The sequence below is a fragment of the uncultured Caldilinea sp. genome (genome assembly GCF_937128415.1).
Taxonomy (GTDB): Bacteria; Chloroflexota; Anaerolineae; order Caldilineales; family Caldilineaceae; genus Caldilinea.
In genome coordinates, this window is the sequence record NZ_CAKZMJ010000089.1 from 1 (window position 1) to 19,582 (window position 19,582).

The window sequence follows — 19,582 nt, forward strand, 5'->3', positions numbered from 1 at the left end:
GTGATCTTCGCCAGTTGGGATCCGCTGCGTGCGGCGTTAGGCTCCTATCTGTTTGGCGCCATCCGTCGCCTGCCGCTTGATTCACAAAACCTGCCTTTCTTCCTGGCCTATCCTCAGTTGGGCTACTTCATGAACATGCTGCCCTATCTGTTCGTCATCCTCCTGATGCTGATCAGCGCGCGCAGCGAGATGCGCCGACGCATCGGTGCGCCGGCGGCATTGGGGCAGCCATACGTCCGCGAGGAGCGCGGCGTCTGAAAACCACAAACAACGAAGAGACAGCACCCGATGTTGCCCACCTCGCACATTGCATACACCTGGCTCGCCCTCGACCTGGCGCAGGACTGGCTTGGCGTTGCGCAAGAGGCCGATTACCGGCTGGTCGCCGTCGCTGCAACCGGCCCGGACCTGATCGACAAGCCGATGGCCGCAGCCCACTTCTACCGGCGTTATAAATCCGCAGTGCTCTTCGCACACACCTTGCTCTTCAACCTGGCTGTATTCTGGTTGACGGTGGGACGCTTTCGGCGCCTGGCCGTCTACGCCGCAGCGTTTTTGGGGCACGCCCTGCTGGATCGTCTGTGGATGTTTCCGGACACTTTCTACTGGCCGCTGCGCGGGTGGCGCTTCCATGTGTGGGGCAAGCGCGGCTCCGAACAGACCGAGATCGGCAAGGCGTACTGGTACGCCTTCACGCGGCGGCCTGAGTTGTGGGGATGGGAATTGGGCGGCCTGCTGGCGTTGGCGCTCTTCGTTTGGCGTCGACGTCTGTATCGTTGGGAGAATTTGCGCACGTTTCTGCTGACCGGCCGGCCGCCCAAAAGTCGACGTTTCCACATGAAATAGCCGTTTTGCACCGAACGCATCGGCGATTCTTCGGTTTGCGCCCGCAGTGCTACAATCCGAAATATGGTTCAACCGGCCTCCTCGACGTCGCCCGGCTCTGGCGTCATGCACACCGGACGGCGCGTCTTGATCAACACCGGCGCGCTCACCGGAGCCAGCCTCTGGCGCATCCTCATCAGCTTTGTGCTGCAGGTGTTGATTGCGCGGCGGCTCGGCGTCGAGGGCTTGGGACACTACACCATTGCGCTGGCCTACCTCAACGTCAGTCAGGTCATCTCCGAGCTTGGTCTTCCCACGCTGCTCGTGCGCGATCTGGCGCAAAACCCGACCCATCGCCGCGCCTATTTCCGCTGGTTGCTTGGCATCCAGTTTCTGACCAGCCTCCTTGTCTGGCTAGCTTTGATCGGGCTGAGCATCGCCTTACCGTTTGGGCCGGTGACGGCAGCCTCGCTGTGGCTCGTCGGAGCGTCCTTGCCTTTGTACGCCGTCACGTCGGCCACGCAGACGCTCTTTCAGGCGGGGGAGCGCATGGAGCTGGTGATGGGCGTTGAGGTGACCATCAACACGCTGATCCTGCTGATCAGCCTGGGCGTGCTTTGGCTGGGCGGCGATGAGCTGGCGCTGATCGGGGTCATCATCGTCACTCAGGCGATCTCGGCGCTTCTGTGTCTGGCGCTGCTCGCCCGCAGTCGGTTGCTGGCGCTTCCTCAAGAGCCCGTCTCCGTCAATCTGCGCACGCTCTTGCGTCAGACAACGCCCTTTTTCGGCCTGGCGCTCTCGGATGTCCTCCTGCAACGGCTGGACATTCTGTTGTTGGGCGTCATCGTCGGGCCTGCGGTGACCGGCATTTACAGCGCGGCCTACAACATTGTGCGCGTGCTGATGAAACTCATCCAGAGCTTCTGGCGCGCGCTCTATCCGACGCTCAGTCGGCTGCACCGTCACTCCCAGGAGCGCTACCTGCGACTGCGCATCCTGAGCTTGCGCTTTGGCCTGTTGATCGTCTTGCCAGCCGCTTCGATCAGCTTCGGAGCAGCCGCAGGCATTCTGCAGACGCTTTTCGGGGCCGATTACGGTGCATCGGCGGAGGTGTATCGGTGGTTGATCTGGGCGGCGCCTTTGTTCCTGCTGGAAGTGTATGCAATCACAGTCTTCATGATCGAGCGCCGTCTGCGCGCCAGCCTGTGGATCAGCGGCGCCCACATTATCGCCACGCTGGTTTTTCTGCCCGGTTTGACGCTGCTGGCGGGTGTGGCGGGCGCCGGTCTGGCCGTCGTTCTGGCGGGCGCAACCGGTGCGCTGCTCGGTGTGTGGTGGTTGCATGCGCATCAGTTTGCCAGCCCTGTCGATAAAAAGGGGGGCATGCTCATTGCAACGTTCCTATCGGGAGTGCTGGCGGCCATTTCACCGTTTTCGTGGATGGTGAACGTCGTGCTCTCAGCCGTCGCCTATGCAACGCTCTGTTGGGTGACAGGCGTACTAACGGCTGGCGATTTCATGACGCTGCGGCGCATTCTCCTGAATAAACCTTCGGAATGATTTGGGCGCGCTTCGGCCGGTGCGCTACAATCGGTCTGCGGCGAACTGTGCGATAAAGAATTTGGGTGAAAAAGTCGCTGTATCAGCATGGAGACGGAAACGCCAGTGAATGAACGCACCTTCCGGGTGTTGATGATTGCGCCGACCAGCTTCTTCGCCGACTATGGATGTCATGTGCGCATCCTCGAAGAGGCGCGGGCGTTGCAGCGGCTGGGTCATCGCGTCACGATCGCGACTTACCGCAACGGCCGCAATCTGCCGGATCTGGACATCCGGCGCACGCTGCCTATCCCCTGGCGGCAGCACTACGAAGTGGGATCGAGTCGCCATAAAATTGCCTTCGATGCTTTGTTGGGGGCCAAAACCCTGCAGATTTTGCTGCAGGAGCGCTTCGACGTCATTCACGCCCACCTGCACGAGGGGGCGTTGATCGGTCTGGTGCTTGGGCGGATGTTTGGGCTGCCGGTGGTTTTCGATTTTCAGGGCAGCCTCACCGAGGAGATGATCGACCATCGTTTCTTGCGGCGGGACGGATTATTTTATGCACCGCTGCGCAAGCTGGAGACCTGGATCGACCACACGGTCCCGCTGATTCTGACCAGCTCCAACAATGCGGAACGGATTCTGGTCGAGGAATTCGGCTGCGATCCTGACCGCATCCGTCCCTTGCCGGACTGCGTGGACGTAACGACCTTTGCGCCGCTGACGGAAGCGGAGCGAACGCAGCGCAGCGCCGAACGTCAACGGCTGGGCATCCCTGCGGACGCGCCCGTGATCGTCTATTTGGGGCTTCTCGCCCCCTATCAAGGCACCGATCTGTTGTTGCAGGCGATGCGACATATCAGAGCTCGACGCGCGGACGTGTATTTGTTGCTGATGGGTTTTCCGGGCATCGAGATGTATCGCAGCCAGGCGGAACAACTCGGAGTCGCCGATCGAGTTGTTTTCACAGGGCGCATCCCCTATGAACAGGCGCCCGCCTATCTCAAGCTGGGCGACGTCGCCGTCGCCCCGAAGTTGAGCCTGACCGAAGGCGCCGGCAAGCTGCTCAACTACATGGCGCTGGGCTTACCGACCGTGGCGTTCGACACGCCGGTGGCGCGCGAATACCTGGGCGCATGGGGCGTGTACGCTGAACGCGGCAACGCGGAAAGCCTGGCGGAGAAGCTATTGAGCGTGTTGGCGGATAGGGAGCTACAAGAGCATTTAGGCGGCCAACTCCGCCAGCGCGCCGCCGAGCTGTATGACTGGAACCACGCAGCGCATCAGATTGTAGACGTCTACATGGAAGCCCTGGGAGGCTACAGGCGAAGCGCAACCTCCTCTCCCCAAATCCGATCCGTTGACCAACGCTAAATCGAAGTTCAGGGCGAAGCATATGAACAGGCAGTTCGCACATCCGCCAGCCGAGTCGGCCGGAGCCGCTCCATTTATGCATTCCTTCGGGAAGCGAATTGCGCTCCTTGCGCACTACCGCTTTCTCATCTACAACCTGGTCGTGCGCGATCTGAAGGCGCGCTATCGCAACAGCGTGCTTGGATTTTTGTGGAGCCTGCTGAATCCTTTGGGCATGATGCTGGTTTTTACGATCATCTCGCCGCTGTTATTTCGCGACCACGCCATTGTGAATTATCCGGTCTTCCTGTTGAGCGGCATCTTGCCCTGGAATTTCTTCTCCGCCAGCATCATGACGGGGACGAACAGCGTCGTCGCCAATGGTCATCTGATCAAGAAGGTCTACTTCCCGACAGAAGTGCTTCCGATCGCCACAATCCTGGCCAATCTGATCAACTTTTTGCTCGCCTTGCTCGTTTTATTCGCACTGATCTTCATCTTCGGTATTCAATTAAGCCCCTGGATCTGGCTTTTGCCGGTCGTGATCTTGATTCAAACGACCTTTACACTGGGTCTCGTCTTCTTTTTGAGCACGTTGCAGGTCTACTACCACGACACGTTGCTCATCATGGATGTCATCATGCTGGCCTGGTTTTTCTTGACGCCGGTGTTCTACTCGGCGTCGATGCTTCCGGTGGCTTACGAGGCGTTTGGCGTCACCCTCGAGGTTCAACGCCTGATGTATATTCTGAATCCGATGGCCTCTCTGATCAACATGTATCGAGACCTCTTGTATTGGGGGTATCGAACGGATATTGATTTCTTCCTGCGCACTTCGATCACCGCCCTTTTCGTTCTGGTGAGCGGTTACTGGTTCTTTGTTCGATACAGCAGCAACTTCAGCGAAGAGGTTTGACATGTTGAAGTTGGCATTCGCATCGAGAGCGCAACGTTCAGAAAGATTTAGAAAATTCCTGCGGCTTTGGCTGTGGAAATCGCTGGCGCTCCTGTGTGGAGCCGCAATCGCAGGCGGTGCGCTGCTCTTCCCGCAGGGAGCCAACGCAGTAACGTCGACGGTGAAGACGTTTCCTCTTCCTGCAGCCCCTTTCGACGTAAAAGTTGGCGGCGGAAAAATATGGTTCACCTTGCCTGACGCCAATAAGATAGGTTCTCTGGAAATCCTTGCTTCGGGGCCCATCGAACAATATCTATACACCTTTTACTCGCCTCCGACGCCGAACAGTGAACCCTATCGCCTCGCCGTAGACAGCGACAACGTCTGGTTTACGCAAAGAAGAGGAAATCGCATCGGCCGCCTTTCAATTGCCGACGGCGTGATCACCGAATATGAAATCCCGACCCCGGCGAGCCAGCCAAGCGGAATCGATGTCGCGCCCGATGGCCGCGTCTGGTTTGTCGAGAGCAAAACAGACAAAGTTGCCTTCTTGACGCCTTCCAGCGGCGTCATTCAGGAAATCGATGTCGGCTACGCCAACGCCGGCCTCGACAGAATCGACGCCACCTCGACTTCGGTTATCTGGATGACGGCTCCCGGCGTCGAAATGTTGCTCGGGTATCGGCCTGCCTTCAACGACATCGTTCCTATTTCGATTGTCGATCATCGGCCCGGCGCCGGGGCTGGCGCAGTGAGAGGACTGGCGGCCACAAGCAGCGGGGTGCCTTGGATCTCTACGAAAGAGCTGCCTAAATTAGCAGTCTATATGTATGGCACACTGGCGACATGGATCTGGCAGTCCTATCCTCTAGAATCCGCCGATTTGGTTGACATTCTTCTGGTGGTTGAATCAAGCCAAACTTTCCTGTGGGCGCTCGATGGAGCCAATCGGGAGGTTGTACAGATTGACAGCTCCAACATGCAGCTGATCCATAGGGTTGGGGTTGGTGCAAGTAACAGCGTGTTGACTTCACTGGCGCTGGAGCCTGTAAACAAAATCGTCTGGGTGGCGGACGCAAGCGCGTCTGCACTCCATGCGATAGCGCCTCCTTATGCGCTTAAGACCTATTTGCCTGTAGTGGCGCGTTAGCTCACGAAAGGACATCGTTCTTGCCTCGCAAGCGCTGGCTGCTGTTGGCGGCGCCGCCGTCGATCCTCTATCTGATGCTGGCGACGCTCTATTTCCTGGCGATTCCGCTGGGTGAGAGCCCCGATGAGCCAGGGCATATCCAATGCATCCAGCAGGTGGCGTTATACGACCGCTTGCCGATCGTCGATCCGAAGCCGCAGGGGGAGTGGTGGAAACCGGGCGTCACTTTGTCCGGCCGCATGTGCTACCACATGCCCCTTTATTACGTAGGGGCGGGATTGTTGCAAAAGGTCATCGGCGCGGCGACGGGGAGTCCGCTGGCTGTGGACTTTCCAGAATACAACGAAGCGTTCGGAGAAACTGGGGTGATGTTCCTGCATCCGAACAAACAGCGGCTGCTGCAGAGCGAGGAGCCGGCCGTCGTGTCCGGCGTGCGCGTCGTCTCAGTTCTGCTGGGGCTGACGGTCGTGTGGGCGACGATGGCGACGTCGCATCTCCTGTTTCCCCAATTTCCGATGATTGCCCTGGTTGCAGGCGTTTGGATTGCGGGCTGGCCGCAGTTTCTGTTTCTGAGCCGGGCGATCAACAACGATGTGCTGGCCACAGCCCTCGCCGCCATCACATTGGCGGTGTTGCTGCGCGTTGGACAACCGGACCGCTACCTGGCGTTGGCGGCGCTTTCAGCCCTGGCGGCGCTGACAAAAGTGACGATGCTCTTTGTAGTCGGCGCAGTTGCAGCAGTCTGGATATTGGAATTTGTCCGATTTTCGCTACAACGTCGCGCACTGGTGCGAGGCGCAATCGCTACGCTGATTGTGTGGACTGCGACCGCGACATTGGTGCATCTGACGCCGACAATTCGAGCCAATTTCTGGTCGAGCGCCCGAACATTTAGCGCAATTAACGAGCGGGTCTTTCAAATAGAATACTGGTTGGAAGTCGGGCGATTGACCCTGAGCTCGGGTTGGGTCAGGTTCGGCTGGATGAATGTGGCGGCGCCGGATGCAACGGCCTATGTATGGTGGAGCATTGTATTTAGCCTGGCGCTGATCGGCTCTGTATGTTGGTGGCGAAGCGCCCCGTCTGAACGCAATTTGCTGGCGATGGTTTTACTCATCTGGTTTCTTGGCGCCATGGCCTCTTACGTGCGCATCAACACAGCGGTCTTCCAGCCGCAATTTCGATTTCTCCAAAGTCTGCTACCCATTTTAAGCGCACTGGTTGCGGGTGGTCTCCTCTGCATGACGCCACGGCGTCTGCGTCCTCAGATCCTGCTTAGCGGAGCCTTGATCATTGTTGCTGTCATCATTAATGTTGTGATCATCTGGGGAATCGTCATGCCCCGCTATGGATTATCGATCTGAAGGATGATCAAGACGGTCCGTGAGCGCATTGCTTTCGCACTCATTGCCTCCGGGTCAAAACCGAGACGTCGCAGAGCCATGATCAAGACGGTCCGTGAGCGCGTTGCTTTCGCACTGTAGAAATGCAAAGGAGTATTGCAATGAAGAAAATCCTAACCAAAAATCGCACACCCCACCTTTCGTCCCTGGCTTTGGCCCTCTTGTTATTGGCGGCGTGCCTTTTGCTGATCCCGAGCACGGCAAGCGCAGCCTCCGACGTCTACATCGACCTGCGCGGTGACCTGGATGCAGATGCTCCGGAGCCAATCCTCGAAGCCAGCGCCACAGCGCCCAACTGTCGCTACGGCGTCACCGCCTCGCAGAAGGGCGCCTCGCAGATTGCTCCGATGAAGCTCGGATGGGTCGTCACCTTCGGGCCGAGCAAACCGAGCTGGGTGCCTTCCAATGTCTCGCACACGCCGATGATCCGGTTGAAGCAAAATCGAGATGCAAACGGCAATCGGCTTCCCACCTATTCAGCGAGGCCCTCCTTGACAAACAGCGGTTTGGGTCAGCAGATTCAGGCGAATCCCGGCGCCGTCTGGATCGTCGGCAACGAGGTGGACCGCGTCTTTTGGCAGGATGACCTCATGCCGGAAGTCTATGCCGACGCCTATCATGACGCCTATCACTTCATCAAGCAGAAAGACCCGACCGCCAAGGTGGCGGTGTCGGGGCTGGTTCTGGTCACGCCGGGGCGCCTGCAATATCTCGACAAGGTGCTGGACGCCTACCGCGCTAAATACGGCGCGCCGATGCCGGTGGACGTCTGGACCTTCCACGCCTATATCTTCCCGGAACGCATCGAAGATTATGTGCGCCCGGGGGACGGCGCCGTCCCACCGGACTCGGGCAAACCGGTCTTCGCATCGGTCGCCAACGGTACAGATCCCGCCATCGCCATGAAACTGCCTCATTGGTGGCGCCCCCTTTCGGAACAACTGGAGCTGTGCAAGCGCGATGACTACTACTGCATCTACGAACATGACAGCCTCGATCTATTTGCGCAACAAGTGATCGCCATGCGCAGCTGGATGAAAGCGCGCGGCTACCAGAACACGCCGTTGCTGCTGACGGAATGGTCGTTGTTGCATCAGTACAAAGTGGACGCAAACGGACAGTGCATCGCCACCAAGGATGAATACGGCAACTGCTTCACGCCGCAGCGGGTGACCAGGTTCATGGAGGAGTCGATCCGCTATTTGGAAAACGCCACGGACGCGAATCTCGGTTATCCGTTGGACAACTATCGACTGGTGCAGCAGTGGGCGTGGTTCTTGCTGGATGACGGCGACCTGGGCGCCTTCATCGACGGCAATCCGAGCCTGTTGATCGACCCGGTCAGCAACAATCTTACGCAAATGGGCCGAAAGTACCGTGATTTGATCGCCGCCACAACCACGCAGCCGAACCTGGTGATCGATCGAGTCTTCGCCGATCTGGTGGACGCCGATGCTCAAAGCGGCGTTGGGACGGCGATCCTACGCGTCAGCATTCGCAACAACGGCAACACACCGACGACCGCCCCCTTCCAGGTCAAGTTCTATCGAGACGCCGGCATGACGCAACTGATCGGCCAGGCGACGGTGCCGGCTGGATTGGAAGGATGCGCCGTCAACGACACCGTCGTCGAGGTCGAATGGGAAAACCTGAACCCGGGCGTCTATCGCTATTGGGTCTCTGTGGACAGCGAAGGGGCGATCGGAGCAAGCAAGACGGGCAGCTCGGTTGTCATCATCGACCCCAAACGGCTCTTCTTGCCGATGCTACAACGATAGCGCGCCCCCGATCTTGCGTCCTCTTTTCAAGGATTTCTACCTTGAGAGGGAATCCTGTGGTAATATAGGACGCATGTTGGGTTCTAAGCATGGCTGAAGAACAGATGCAAAGCAGGCTGTATGGCGATACAGCCTGCTTTTGTTGCCGGAAGCAGCCTGTAGAGACAACGTCTCATAGTTAGGAGGAGTGCACCATGATCCCCCTTCGCAAGCGATCCAAAATCAGGAGTGTCCGGGCGTCGCTCATCGCTTTTTGTCTGACGACTGCGTTGATGTTTTCCACGACGACGCCGGCTCAGGCCACGCCGACGGAGCCGCTGTGCCGGTTTGGCGTCAATCATCACGGTCAGCCCAACCTCGCGTCCATCAGTGGCATCGGGTCACTGAAGGCCGGCTATTTCATCGACTACACCGCAGACGCAGCAGCCAAGCCCTCGGGCATGCGGCAATTGCGCATGGTGCGTCTCAAGCAACCTGATAAAAACACCACGAACTACACGGTCAGCCCTAGCCTTTCCACCATCACGGCTATCGCGCAGGCCAACCCCGGTTCATTCTGGTTGATCGGCAACGAGCCAGACCGCATTGTCTATCAGGACGACTTGACGCCTGCAGCATACGCGCGCGCCTATCGAGAGCTGCGTCAGACCATCAAGGCGGCGGATCCAGCCGCTCTCCTGGTGGCGGGCAACATCGTGCAGGCCAGCCCGCTGCGCCTGAGATATCTCGACCAGGTGTTGGCGGCGCATCGAGAAGCCTATGGCGCCGAGATGGAGGTGGACGCCTGGGGCATTCATGCGTTTATTTTGAATGAGCAGCCTGGGCAGTGGGGCGCCGACATCCCTCGCGGCGTGTCCTCTGAAGGGGCGTGGGCGCTAACAACAGACCGAAACGCCGATTTTGACCTGTTTCGGCAACAAATTGTCGCCTTCCGCAACTGGATGTATCGCAACGGCTATCGCAATAAGCCGCTGTACATCACGGAGTACGGAGTGTTAATGCCGGACTATCCCGGCTATGGACCATTTTCTCCTGCAGAGGTGAGCGCCTACATGACGCGCACCTTTGACTATCTGCTCAACGCAACCGACCTGAAGATTGGGTATCCCGCCGACGGCTATCGCCTGGTGCAGCATTTTTCATGGTACAGCGTCAACGACAAAGCTAAACTGGTGAACGGTCAATGGCAAGGGTTTAACGGCTACCTGTTCGACCCCGATCTGGCCAATCAACGCTCCCCGATGGGCGACGCCTATGCGAATTACACCGCCCAACTGACGAGCAAGACAGACTTGCTCATCACGGATATGCGTTTTACGCCCCCGGCTCCACTTGCAAGCAACGGGCCGGTCACGGTGACGATTCAGGTCGACGTCGGCAACGCCGGCAATACGATCTCCGCCAAGGATTTCACGCTGCGCCTCTATCTGGGCGATCCCGACCAAGGCGGCGCGCTCTTGACAGGCGCCGAATTTTCCGGCGCGCTGAAGGGCTGTGGAGATAGCCGCACCTTTGAATACGTATGGCCCAACGTCGCCCCAGGAACGTATGAAATTGTGGCGGTCATCGCGCCGGGCGCCGGCATCACAGACGTGCATTCCTTGAACAATCGGCTGTCGCGCCTGTTTTTTTTCGCCACAGACCTGATTCACCTGCCGCTGGTGCACCATCCATGACGAGATGTGGTGCAGATCGATAATGCTGGACGGCATGAACGCAAAGCGCCAGACTACAGAATCCGACCGACCGTTGATCGAGGTCGTCAACGTCTCCAAACGTTTTCGTCTGCAACGCGAGCACGAGCGCTCCCTTCAGGACGTGTTCATTCGGCTGTGGAAACGCCGCCGTTCGCAGCCCGAATATTTCTGGCCGCTGCGCAATCTGTCGTTGCAGGTCTATCCGGGCGACAGCATCGGCATTCTCGGGCAGAATGGCTCCGGCAAGAGCACATTGTTGAAGGTGATCACCGGCGTGTTGCCGCCCACCAGCGGCTACGTGCGCATCAACGGGCGCATCGCCTCCTTGCTGGAGCTTGGCGCAGGCTTCCATCCCGACCTGACCGGACGCGAAAACGTCTTCCTGAACGGCTCGATCTACGGCATGGACAACGCCACGATTCGCCGGAAACTGGATCAGATCGTCGAATTCGCCGAGATCGGGGACTTCATCGACACGCCGGTCAAACACTACTCCTCCGGCATGTACGTGCGGCTGGGCTTTTCCGTGGCGATTCACACCTCGCCGGACGTCCTGATCGTCGACGAGGTGCTCACGGTCGGCGATCAGATTTTCCAACAAAAATGTCTGCAGCGCATCTACGAGATGAAGGCGGCCGGCGTCGCCATTGTCCTCGTGTCGCACAACCTGGAGGACATTCGACGGCTGTGCGACCGGGCCATCTGGCTGCAGAACGGCGTCGTCCGCGCCGACGGGCCGGCGGCCGACGTCGTCGACGATTATCTGGCCTACACCAATGAACTCTACTACGCCAAACGCCGCGCCGAGCAGGCTGCCGCCGAAGAAAGGGCTCCAGAGCATCCAGCACCGAGCGAGCAGCGGCGCTGGGGGACGCATCAGGCCGAAATCGTGCGCGTCGAGCTGTGCAACGAAAAAGGCGAAGTGGTCGATCAATTCCGACAGGGATCGACGTTGTGCGTGCGCATGCATTACAAGTGCCGCGAGCGCATCCTGCGCCCCACGTTTGGCCTGGCCATCTATCGCCAGGACGGCGCCCATGTGAACGGGCCAAACTCGGTCGACGAAGGCTACCATATCGACGCCATCGAGGGCAGCGGCGTGATGGAATATCGCATCGACTCTCTGCCGCTCAATCCCGGCCGCTATGAGCTAACCGTGGCGATTTACAATCGCAACTCCACGATCGCCATCGACCATCACCACCGCATGTACCCCTTCGACGTTCTGCGCCCACGCGGGCGCGCCGAGGAGGGCGTCGTCCACATCCCGGCCACCTGGCGTCACACGCCGACCATAGAGCCCACCATTGTGGCGGAAAAACTATGACATCGATCCAGGCCCCGTTCGTCGAAATTCTTCTCTTTGCGTTGAGCGTCGCCGGATTTCTGCTGGTGGCGTTCTTTTATCTGACGCCACAATTGAGGGTGAACAAGCAGGAGCCGGACTGCGTTTTGCGGCTGTTCGTCTCTGCAGTGAGCGTTCTGGTCGTAGTAGGGTGGTTCGCCACGACGCTGGCATTGATTGGAGCGTATGCATTGAGGTGGGTGGCGCTGCTTTTGCTGGCGCTCGACGGCGTATTGCTCGGCGTGGTCTTTTTGCGACGACAGGCGCCTCGGCTTCGATGTGCATGGGGTGGATGGAGCGAGATAGGTCTTCTCGGGTTGATGTTGATCGGCGCGGCGTTGTATCTGCGGCCTCATGAGTACGTGTTGGGAGGCAGCGATGCAGGCAGCTATATCAACATTGCTGCGGCGACGGCGCGCACCGGCGCTTATTTGCAAAAGGACGAATGGAACCGGTTCCTGGCGGAGCACAAAGAAGTGACGCTGCGCACTCAGCCGCAGCCAATGCTCACGCGTCATCTGCAGTTCGTCGGCTGGTACATCGACGACGAGGATGCGGCGATCTCCAGACCTCAGTTTTTCCCGTATCATCCCGTTCTTTTGAGCGTCGCCATGAGCGTCGGCGGCGTGCGAGCAGGCTTCTACGTCACTCCGCTCGTCGCCGTGTTAGGAATCGCCGCGCTCTACCTTTTGGCGCGGCGGCTGTTCGGGCGATCGGTCGCCCTGCTGGCGGCGCTTTTTTTGACCATCACCAGCACTCAAATCTTTTTCGCCCGCTATCCCACCACCGAACCGCTCACGCTCTTGTTGCTGTTAGCAGCTTTCCTGGCCTTTCAGGCGCTCTGGGATGACGCACAGGCGTCGCCGCTGTGGGGCGCGTTCGGCGGCGCCGCCCTGGGCGCTGCATTGCTGACGCGCATCGACCTTCCGTTGGTGTTGGCGATCGTGGCGGCCAGCCTCGTTTGGATCGCCTGGCAACGGCGCTGGCATGCAGGATGGAGCGCCTTTGCGCTCACGCTTTCGATCTTCGTTGTGCAGATGATTCTGGTCGTCTGGCTCTTTACCTGGCCCTACTTTTGGAACACCTACCTCTCGGTGTACGGACTGCTCGTTCGCGCGCCCTGGCTCGTCGCCGGAGCGGCGATCGGCCTCCTCGGCGTCCTCGGTCTGGCGCTTGCGCTGGGGCCGGAGCGATTCCGTTTCCAACTTCGGCAGCTGGAGCGTTCGACTTCCGTGCGTTGGACGCTGGCGATCCTGATCGTCGCCCTGAGCGCTTACGCCTACTTCCTGCGTCCGATTCTGGAACCGCCGCGCACAGCCGTCGCCTGGCCCGGCAATGTTGAATTCCCAATTTTGAACGGGCAGAACTGGCTGCGCATGGGTTGGTATCTGACTCCGCTGGGCATTGCGCTGGCGACAATGGGGTTGGCGATGATCGTCGTGCGCGAGCGGCTGGCGCGACTGGCGGTCGTGCTCGGCATCGGCGTGCTCACTACGTTCCAGTATGTTTACAACATCATGAACACGCCTTATCACATTTACGCCATGCGCCGCTACGTGCCGATCGTGATCCCGATGCTGTGGATCTTCGCCGCCTACGCCATCGTTGCGCTTCCGCGATTCTCCAGGCCATGGGCGACGCTCGCCGTGCGCGGAATTCTGGTGGCGGCGCTGGTCGGCGGCCTTGTCTATCAGGATCGCTATGTTGTCAGAGCGCGCGATTATGCGGGATCCCTGGCGCAGCTGTATGGACTTCGCCAGCAGATCAAAGAGGACGCCATTGTGCTGTTCGCCGAGCCAAGCCAGAGTCTTTTCTCCGACGCCTTTGGCATTCCATTGCACTCGATTTTCGCCCATCCGGTGGCGACGGTGCGCACCGGCGATCCCTCTGCAAAGGAAGATGACCCGACCGCTTTGTCGCAACACGAGCAGGAAGTCATCCAATTTTTGGACGCCCTTCTGGGGCGCGCCGAGGCGCAGGGGCGGCCGATCCAACTGTTGGCGGTCGACCCCATTCCGGCGACGGTGCGCAACCATCTGGCGTTGCGACCAGCCGGCAGTTACGCTTTCACCACGCAGATGTTGATGAACACATACGATGACTTTCCATCGGTGACGCAAACGGTCCATTATGGGATCGAGATCTACGACGTGCTGTCGCCGGAGAGTGCAAGAGAGGGGCTGGATAGCATCGAGGTGGATGTCGGCTCGGTGGATGGAGCATACCTGGATGAAGGCTTTTGGAGCAAGGAATATATGCCCGGCGCGCCCACCATGCGTTGGACCAAGGATGTGGCAAAGTTGACGACGCCGCTCCCGCGCCTCAATGGCAAGGCAGGGGAAGAACCCCTCCTGGAGATTCAGGTGCGGGCCATGATCTATCGACCTGAAATGGTGGCCCCTGCTCCGGTGACCGTCAAGATTGGCGAGTATGAGCTGGGCGCGTTCACACCGACCGAAGAGTGGACAACCTATGTTTTTCGCGCGCCGTACTCTGCACTTCCGGCGACGGATTCGATTCAGATTCAATTTTCCACAGAGACTTTTACACCGGCTGAACTGGGGCTAAGCGGCGATAACCGGGCGTTGGGTTTTCTACTCGACTGGGTGAAGATTCTTCCTGCGCATTAGTCCAACAACGAACACAGCGCAATCCATGCATCGCATTTTCCTGCTCATCGGCGTGTGCGCCCCACTGGCCATTTTTTTCACCACGCGCCTTCCCATTACGGCAGACCCTCGCATGGTGCTTCAGCCATGGCTGCTCAATCAAGGATTCATCCCTTTTCTTCACATTGCCGATGAACATAGTCCTCTGTTGCCGCATCTGCTGGCGTGGGTGCAGAGCCTGGTTGGGAATGATGGCATTCTGGCGCTTCGACTGGCGCATGGGACGACGTTGACGCTTTTATTCGTTCTGGTGAGCAGCTGGCTGTGGATGCGCTATGGAATTTGGGCGGCTGCAGCGGGGATTGCCTTTTTTTGGGCGTTTGCGGTTCGATTCGGATTGACGACATTCTGGTATAACCTGGCGCTGGCGCCGGTGTTTTTTGGATTTTTCCTTTCGTTGAGCGCCTTTTCCCTGGAGCGACGCTATCTCTGGCGAGTCGCCTTCAGCGGTGCGTTGGTCGGAATCGGCCTGTTGTTCAAACAGCAGGCTGCTATCCTCGTCCCTGTTTTTCTGATCTGGCTGGGTCTGATTTTCTGGCGTCTTCAGGGCGATCGGCGTTCCGTGCTCAGGGCGCTTTTCCTTTTTCTTACAGGGATCACGACGCCTGTCCTCTCATACATCGCCTTTTATCTGGCGATCGGCGGCAATCTGACCGCCCTGGTGGAGTGGACTGTCCTGTTCAACCTGACAAGCGGCTATGCTCGCTTAGGCTTTCTGCTCCCCACGCATTTTGATATGCTCGCCATCTGGCCGGCGTTCTTGTTGGTTGTTCCATTTGTCGCATCGCTTGCGATGTCCGACTTTTTTTCCGCTCAGGAGCGACGGCTGCGGCTCTGGCTGCTGATTTGCGCTTTGAGCAGCCTGATCTTTTTATATCCTCGCTATTCTCCTCCGCACTGGGCGGCGGCGTTTGGGTTTGTGGCTGCGATGTCAGCGATTGTGAGCGCAGATATTGTCAGGGCAAGCGCAGCAGCGCCGTCCTCCGCCGCGCGTCTTTTCCGCACTTTCGTCGCCTCGCTTCTGGTCTTTTGGGGAATCTATGGCGCCTTCCTGTCGTGGCCCGGCATGGTCGGCGCCGGCCAGCCCAGACTCTTGAAATTCGATGACCCGCGTGAACTGGCGGAATTGCTGAAACCTGCGCTCCCTCCAGAAAGTACGCTGGTGTTCGTTCCGGACAACGAGGCGGTCAGCAACGCCTACTATGTCCTCCAACGGACTCCTCCTCGTTTCTGGATGATGCACTATCCCTGGTTCATGCAGCCCCACATCCGCGAGCGCTGGCTTGCCGAACTGGACAAGCATCCGCCCGACTTTGTAGTGTGGATTGACGACCTGCAAGACCTCTCTTCGACCGGGCCGGAAATTCGCCCCTTTCTTTTCGATCGATACGTAGAAACATCCAGCTTTGTCTGGCAAGGACGCACCGTTCATCTGCTGCAGCGCAAAGATCCAGGCTGAAATTCGTAGGGCGAAAAGCGGCGATTCGCCTCCTTCAGGTGGAGTTGGTTCGAGCGATTTGCGCTACATTATAAGGTTATTAATGATGTTGGGTTCAAGGTCGAAGCCCGCCGCAAGTCTTATTTATTCAGGAGAGCGCCATGAGACTTCTGCACGCAATCGGCAATGCATTCAAAAGAGGGGCGGTTCGACGCCCAGATGGAGCGCCGCCGCTCCTTTCTCCAGCGCCAGAGGTCGAGCCGCCGCATCCACCGGATCGGGAGTCCTTGATTGCGCTGGTCAACTCCTTTCCCTACTGGTATCAGCGCATTTATCTGGGCCAGGGGGTTTACACCTTACCCACCTTGCAGCTTCACAACTACGTCTGGCGCGCGGTGGAGACGATGTTGCCGGAGGGCTTTCAGGGCGCCTCGGTGCTTGACGTCGGAACCAATGCAGGCTACTTCTGCATCCAGGCCAAGCTTAAAGGCGCAGGTCGGGTGGTCGGCGTCGACTTCGACGACAGGTACTTGAAACAGGCAGAAGCCTGTCGAGCCATTTGGAAGCTCGATATAGACTATCGGCAGGCCGACATTGACCAGCTTCAACTTCACACGCTGGGGCAACGCTTCGACGTCGTGCTCTTCACCGGCATCTTATACCATCTAAAAAATCCACTCGGCGTGCTGGAGCAGGTGGCCGGCCTGTGCAATGACGCCATCGTCGTCGAGACGGAAGTGATTTCACCTGCTTACAGGAACATCGTCCACGTGCGTCAAGGGCCCTTTGGACGCACGGTCGTCACGCCCTGCACCTCAGGCTTCATGAAATTTATCGAAAAGGATGAGTTAAACGGCGACAGTTCAAACTGGTGGGTTCCAGACGAGGCGTGCGTGCTCGGCATGCTGCGCACGGCGGGGTTCAAATACTTCTCACAACCTCGCTATCTCGGCGAGACGCGCATGCTGGTGGTTGCTACGCAGCAACCGCAGTCCATCTTTCGAATTACGTAATGTCTGCCCCCTTGGCTCGTCTTGCTTCCGAGGCAATGCAAATTCACTCCGCCTTCTATGAATTGCGAGCGACGCCTGAACCGTCCTCATACCGAATCGGTCAAATATGGGGGGGGGGGAGGAATTCAGCCAGCCGCCTCAAGACTTGAAGAGCAAATCGCAATATCCTGTGGAGTGGAGGCTGCATGTGAATGGAGAGTGACATGACAGGATCATTATCATTTCACAAGAAGAGCATCGCTGCATTCTGCACATTCGCCATCGCTTTGGCTCTTGCGCCCATCTCTTCCTATGCACAACCAGGTTACGAACCCCATGCTAGAGTGCTCTATGTAGACGCGCAAACGGGCAATGACAGCGGCAATAACTGCTTAAACCCGACGGCGCCCTGCCGCACCTTGCAACATGCCGTCAACCAGGCCAATAGCGGCGACACCATTCTGGTTGCCGCCGGCGTCTACACCCACACCGGCGTCGACAACCCCTGTGAACGTTATTTGGGCGGGCAAAAGGCGGTCGTATGCATCGTCAACAAACAGGTGAAGCTGCGTGGAGGATACGCCAACGGCGACTGGGTGTCGGCGAACCCTGCCGCCAATCTAACCGTGATCGACGGCGAAAATCGGGTGCGCGGGGTCTGGGTGCAGGGAACCGAGCCGAAGAACCCTCTGGCGGCCGGCGTCGAAATGGAGGGTTTCACCATTCGCCGAGGGTACGTTCAAGGGGCGTCCGGCGGAGGCGACGCCCAGACATTTGCATTTGGCGGCGGCATGTTGACAGACCGGGCGACCGTCGTGCTTCGCAACCTGCGTTTTGAGAACAACGTCGCCAAAGGCGGCGGCGCTCAGAACGAATATGGCGGCAGTGCATCCGGGGGCGGCCTGGCCCTTCGGACTGCGCCCACGCGCGCCCAGCTCGAGCGCCTTGTCTTCGTCCATAACCGGGCGGAAGGCGGCTCCGGCCGCGTGCGTGGAGGATACGCTCTCGGCGCCGGCCTGTATATCCTCTGGTCAGGAGCAGAGGGCTCTGCGCTTGAGTTCTATGACAACGTCTCCCAGGCAGGAAGCACTTCAGGAAATGGCCGCACCTCCGATTCGCAGACAGCCGACGCCTTTGGCGCAGGCGCCACCATCATGGGCTACGCAGATGTGACCCTGTGGAACATAACGGCCCAACGCAACCGCAGCATCGGCGGCAACGCAGCGGTCAACGCCGGCGGCGCATTCGGCGGCGCCATCAAGATTGAAGGAGCTCCTGGCGAAGACTTTAACGGCGACGGCGTCTATGAAACGGCGACGGTCCGCATCATCGGCTGTCGCTTGTCGGATAATCTCGCTCAAGGAGGCGACGCCGCCAACGGCGGCATGTCAGCCGGCGGGGCGATCGAGACCATTCATAGCACGCTCTGGCTCGAAGGCTGCAAAATTCTCAATAACACTTCGCAAGGTGGAAATGGAAGCAACGCGCAGGGGCCTGCGGGCGGCGGCGGACTGTATCTGCAGAACATTTTCTACGGCGAACCGACCGCCACGGTCAAAAATTCGGTGATCGCCTTTAACAAAGTTGCGGCCGGTCAAGGATCTGCGATGGGGGGCGGAGGCGGCGGCGTGTGGCTTCAAGGCGTGACGGCGACGCTCCGCCACAATACGATCGTCGGCAACCGTATGTTGACCAATCCCCTTCAGGGTGCAGCTATCCTGGTCATGAGCGACGGAGCGACCGGAGGACCGAAACCGGCCGACATCCGCTACAACATTATCGCCAATCACGCCGATGCCGGCTTTGCTGCGCTGCACGTCAAGCCATCCAACACGGCCAATCTGTCCAATAATCTCTTCTTTGGCAACGCCGGCAACATCAACACCTCTCAGGTCGGTTCGATCAACGGCATGGAAACCTCCATTCTGCAGGATCCGCTGTTCCTGAACGATCCTACAGGCGAAAATCCATTCCGCATTCCTGCAACCTCGCCGGCGGTGGATCGGGCAAAAGGGAGCGACGAAACGACGGATGTGGAGAACAGTCCACGCTACGGCGTTCCGGACATCGGCGCCTACGAAGCGGCGCCTTTCCGCCTGAAAGCTTTTCCGACGGCGTCCAACAGCGTTCGAGTGCACTGGGGTGCGCAGATCGGGGTGTCAAGCTATCAGATGACGGTGAAATGCCCGCCGTCGGCGAATCCTCCGGATGGTTTCGCCTGCAATCAGCCTGTTCGTCTCAGAGGCGATGCTGATGGCGCGCTTTTAACCGGCCTGACGAATTATGCAGCCTACACAGTGCTTGTCAGCGGGCTTGATGGAAATGGCAATGTCATTCTCTCTGCCGAAACTACAGCGTTTGCCACCGATCTCTTCGTTTACGCTCCTTTGATTAGCCGCTAAATGCGACACAGCAGCCCAAGGGGAGTTCGAAAGCCTCGCCCTTGGGTTGCTTGCCTCTGCAACGCAATGTAGAATTGACCGCTTTCGGAAACG

General features: G+C 58.7%; 13 protein-coding genes and 1 pseudogene. All 14 read left to right on the forward strand.

The features are described 5' to 3' along the window. Positions 1-258 (forward strand): annotated as a pseudogene (locus tag Q0367_RS17085) (ABC transporter permease); the annotation flags it as partial. A 30-nt stretch (positions 259-288) separates the two neighbouring features. Beyond that, complete coding sequence (locus tag Q0367_RS17090; RefSeq protein WP_297633486.1) at positions 289-846, forward strand: metal-dependent hydrolase; 558 nt, start codon at positions 289-291, stop codon at positions 844-846. Positions 847-909: 63 nt separating this feature from the next. Next, complete coding sequence (locus Q0367_RS17095) at positions 910-2,385, forward strand: flippase (protein WP_298983732.1); 1,476 nt, start codon at positions 910-912, stop codon at positions 2,383-2,385. Between the two features lie 105 nt (positions 2,386-2,490). Further along, on the forward strand, positions 2,491-3,741 hold the full coding sequence (locus Q0367_RS17100; protein WP_298983734.1) for a glycosyltransferase family 4 protein: 1,251 nt from the start codon (positions 2,491-2,493) through the stop codon (positions 3,739-3,741). A 76-nt stretch (positions 3,742-3,817) separates the two neighbouring features. Continuing rightward, a complete protein-coding gene (locus tag Q0367_RS17105; RefSeq protein WP_297633478.1) occupies positions 3,818-4,636 on the forward strand; it encodes an ABC transporter permease in 819 nt (272 codons plus the stop codon). A gap of 1 nt (position 4,637) precedes the next feature. Further along, complete coding sequence (locus Q0367_RS17110; RefSeq protein ID WP_298983737.1) at positions 4,638-5,765, forward strand: hypothetical protein; 1,128 nt, start codon at positions 4,638-4,640, stop codon at positions 5,763-5,765. A 20-nt stretch (positions 5,766-5,785) separates the two neighbouring features. After that, complete coding sequence (locus tag Q0367_RS17115) at positions 5,786-7,129, forward strand: glycosyltransferase family 39 protein (RefSeq protein WP_298983738.1); 1,344 nt, start codon at positions 5,786-5,788, stop codon at positions 7,127-7,129. Between the two features lie 140 nt (positions 7,130-7,269). Next, positions 7,270-8,946 (forward strand): hypothetical protein, encoded by a 1,677-nt coding sequence (locus tag Q0367_RS17120; RefSeq protein WP_298983739.1) that lies wholly within the window; start codon positions 7,270-7,272, stop codon positions 8,944-8,946. A gap of 272 nt (positions 8,947-9,218) precedes the next feature. Further along, positions 9,219-10,622 carry a glycosyl hydrolase gene (locus tag Q0367_RS17125; protein ID WP_298983740.1) on the forward strand — a complete coding sequence of 468 codons (1,404 nt, stop codon included), beginning with the start codon at positions 9,219-9,221 and terminating at the stop codon, positions 10,620-10,622. Between the two features lie 34 nt (positions 10,623-10,656). After that, on the forward strand, positions 10,657-11,970 hold the full coding sequence (locus tag Q0367_RS17130) for an ABC transporter ATP-binding protein (RefSeq protein WP_297633468.1): 1,314 nt from the start codon (positions 10,657-10,659) through the stop codon (positions 11,968-11,970). After that, complete coding sequence (locus Q0367_RS17135; RefSeq protein WP_298983743.1) at positions 11,967-14,618, forward strand: glycosyltransferase family 39 protein; 2,652 nt, start codon at positions 11,967-11,969, stop codon at positions 14,616-14,618. Before Q0367_RS17130 ends, Q0367_RS17135 begins: the two co-directional genes overlap by 4 nt. 25 nt (positions 14,619-14,643) lie before the next feature. Next, positions 14,644-16,116: a hypothetical protein gene (locus Q0367_RS17140; RefSeq protein ID WP_298983745.1), complete on the forward strand. Its 1,473-nt coding sequence runs from the start codon at positions 14,644-14,646 to the stop codon at positions 16,114-16,116. A gap of 140 nt (positions 16,117-16,256) precedes the next feature. After that, positions 16,257-17,108: a bifunctional 2-polyprenyl-6-hydroxyphenol methylase/3-demethylubiquinol 3-O-methyltransferase UbiG gene (locus tag Q0367_RS17145; protein ID WP_298983747.1), complete on the forward strand. Its 852-nt coding sequence runs from the start codon at positions 16,257-16,259 to the stop codon at positions 17,106-17,108. A gap of 203 nt (positions 17,109-17,311) precedes the next feature. Then, on the forward strand, positions 17,312-19,489 hold the full coding sequence (locus Q0367_RS17150; RefSeq protein ID WP_298983749.1) for a hypothetical protein: 2,178 nt from the start codon (positions 17,312-17,314) through the stop codon (positions 19,487-19,489). The last annotated feature ends 93 nt before the right edge of the window (positions 19,490-19,582 follow it).